Origin of the sequence: Neorhizobium descurainiae (genome assembly GCF_051400715.1) — a bacterium.
Taxonomy (GTDB): Bacteria; Pseudomonadota; Alphaproteobacteria; order Rhizobiales; family Rhizobiaceae; genus Neorhizobium.
Genome location: NZ_JBLFFK010000065.1, coordinates 1 through 2,042 on the forward strand (window position 1 = coordinate 1; position 2,042 = coordinate 2,042).

Here is a 2,042-nt window from a genome sequence, read left to right on the forward strand (position 1 = left end):
GCCGACAAGGACGCCGTCACCGCCGAGGAGCTGCGGGCTCACCTGGCCGGACGGCTGCCATCCTACATGGTGCCGGCATCCGTCACCTTCCTCGGCGCCATGCCGCTCACCGTCAACGGCAAGCTCGACCGCCGGGCGCTGCCCGACCCGCAGCTTGCCTCGGCTGCAGCCTATGTCGCTCCCCGCACCGAGACCGAAGCCGCGCTCGCCGCCATCTGGCAGGACGTCCTCGGCCTCGACACCGTCGGCGTCAACGACAACTTCTTCGAAATCGGTGGCGATTCCCTGGCCCTAATGCGCATGCTCGCTTTGATGAACCGAAAGCTCGGCATGACGGTCCGGCCCTCCGCCTTCGTCATGGATCCGACGATCGCGTCCCTGACGACGAGTGACGAGCGCCAGGGGCAGGACAAACTCTCAAGCCTCTCGGACGAAGAGTTCGCCGACCTGTTGATGACCTTCGGAAAGGGAGACGCCTGATGGACATGCCGGCCGATCGGAAGGAAAAGCTCGCCGCCCATTACTGCGCCCTGCCGGCTTCCGAACGGTCCGCCTTGCGGCAGAAGCTGCGGGCCCTCGGGATTTCGCAAGCCGACCTTCGCATCCACAGGTTCGAGACCGAAGGGACCGACATTCCGCTGTCTCCGGCGCAAGAGCGACTGTGGTTCCTGTGGCGCCTTGATCCCGAAAGTTCCGCCTATAACATCGTCGGCAAGGTGCGCCTGATCGGAGCACTGGACTGGAACGCTCTTCAGACAGCTGCCCGGCGGCTCATCGAACGGCAGGAAAGTCTGCGGACGCGTTTTCGGGAGATCGACGGCGTTCCCTTCCAGACGATCGACACCGAGCCTTCCGTTTCCTGGCAGCTTCTGGAAATCGGTGATCTAGCCGAGCCTCACCGCTCGACTCGGCTCGACGAAATCCTGGCGGAGGCGGCCCAAGCGCCGTTTGATCTCAAGCACGGCGTACCTTTGCGGCTGACGGCCATCCGTCTGGGCGCAGCGGATCATGTCCTGCACTTCGCCATGCATCACATCGTCTCCGACGCCTGGTCGATGCCGATCCTGATGAACGAATTCGCCGTCTTCTACAACGCTGCCCGCGACGGACGCGATGCCGTCCTGCCGGAGCTTCATGTTCGCTATCGCGATTACGCGCTTTGGCAGCGAGAGTGGCTGGATCACGACGAGCTGCAGCAGCAGCTCTCCTATTGGCGGAAGCGGCTCGGAAAAGAGCATCCCGTGTTGCAACTCCCCCTCGACGGAAAGAGAACGAACAGCGTCGGCGACGCGGCCGGACAAATCGGCATCAATGTCCCGGCCGAGGTGAGTGCCCGCCTCCGGCATGTGGCGCGCAGGGGCGGGACAACCCCGTTTGTCGTTCTGCTCTGCGCACTGCAATTGCTTCTCTACCGCTACAGCGGCCAGTCCGACATCCGGATCGGCGTGCCGGTGGCCGGCCGCAACCGGCTGGAGACCCAGGAGCTCATCGGCTTCTTCGTCAACACGCTGGTTCTCAGAGCCGACATTTCGGGAGCGATGATGCTTTCCTCGCTCCTGGAGCAGACGCGCCTGCGCGTCCTCGAAGCGCAGAAAAACCAGGATGTCCCCTTCGCGGAACTGGTCGAGGAACTGCAGCCGACCCGAAACCTCTCCACGACGCCGCTCTTCCAGGTCATGTTCAACATGCATCAGAAGGGACGCGAACGGATATCGCTCGACGGCGTGACCGGCGCGCCGCAGGGCCGGGATTCGATATCCGCCCAGTTCGACATCGTCGTCGACGCGATCGACCAGGGCGAAACCTTCGACATCCTGGTTTCTTACAAGACCGATCTGTTCAAGGCCGATACGATCGGCCGGTTGGCCGGACATTATCTCGATGTTCTCAGGCAGCTTGTCGACGCCTTTGGCGAGCCGAAGCACGTGGCGCAGATCGAATTGTCTCAACGCACGTCGAGCGCCGCGCCCGCCGACTATCCGTTCGTGGTGGTGACGGAGCGCATCGCCGGCCAGGCGGCTCTTGCGCCTGAGACCGAGGCG

Annotated in this window: 2 protein-coding genes; both read left to right on the top strand. The window is 63.6% G+C overall.

Annotation, left to right across the window (positions count from 1 at the left end; genetic code table 11):
• On the top strand, positions 1-480 hold a 480-nt coding region (locus tag ACMGE0_RS33390; protein ID WP_436820142.1), incomplete at its 5' end, for a phosphopantetheine-binding protein.
• Positions 480-2,042 (top strand): condensation domain-containing protein (locus ACMGE0_RS33395; RefSeq protein ID WP_436820143.1); only part of this gene is annotated, 1,563 nt, incomplete at its 3' end. The genes ACMGE0_RS33390 and ACMGE0_RS33395, both read left to right, overlap by 1 nt.